The 655-nt window shown below is 46.3% G+C and carries 1 protein-coding gene; it reads right to left on the bottom strand.

Annotated elements, in window-relative coordinates; genetic code table 11:
- Nucleotides 1-655 (bottom strand): beta-1,6-galactofuranosyltransferase (locus AOQ29_RS03600; protein WP_061993172.1); only part of this gene is annotated, 655 nt, incomplete at both ends.

Below are 655 nucleotides of genomic sequence, written 5' to 3'. Positions count from 1 at the left end.
CCCGCCAGTGGCAACCTTGTCCCGCCAAGGGACGAGGTTTTTTTGCCAGTCTTGATATTGGTCAACTGTGACTTGGCTCAGAATTGAATCCAGGTCGGCCAAGGAAGAGATGGTGAAGCCGAGATTGTGAGCTTGAATTAACCGACCAATGTGACTCTGGTCCCAGGCAATTAGTGGCAGACCTGCTTTCAAATAGAGGCTAGCCTTATGGGGAGCGTTAAGCTTGGTATAGGATTGGTAAGACTTGTCATCAAAGTCACTATCCCAAATTAAACCGAAACCGGTTTTGAAGACTGCTGTGATTTCGTCAGGGTCGAGGTTGCCCTGCCAATTGATAGTTGGTGGTACAACCCATTCTTGCCATTTTTTTGGCCGGGCACCAAAGAGGGTCAGGGCTGGCCCTTGGTAGTCGTGCAACCAGGGCGACTTTTGAAAGGTCCCAGCAAAGTTGATTTGCTGAGAATAATTAGCTAACGGTGGGTTTGGCCCAAGGTAATCAAAGAGTGGTTGAACAACAGTCGGTGTTTGAATACCACGGTTAACAAAGGCTTGGGTCATTTTGTTAGAATGACTCACAATTAAATCCGCATTGTCAGCTAAAGTAAATTCAGTCGGGTTAGTTTTATTAACTCGGAATGGTTCAAAATCATGAACT

It is taken from the genome of Fructobacillus ficulneus (assembly GCF_001047075.2).
Classification (GTDB): Bacteria; Bacillota; Bacilli; order Lactobacillales; family Lactobacillaceae; genus Fructobacillus; species Fructobacillus ficulneus.
This window is presented reverse-complemented; position numbering and strand designations above follow the sequence as displayed.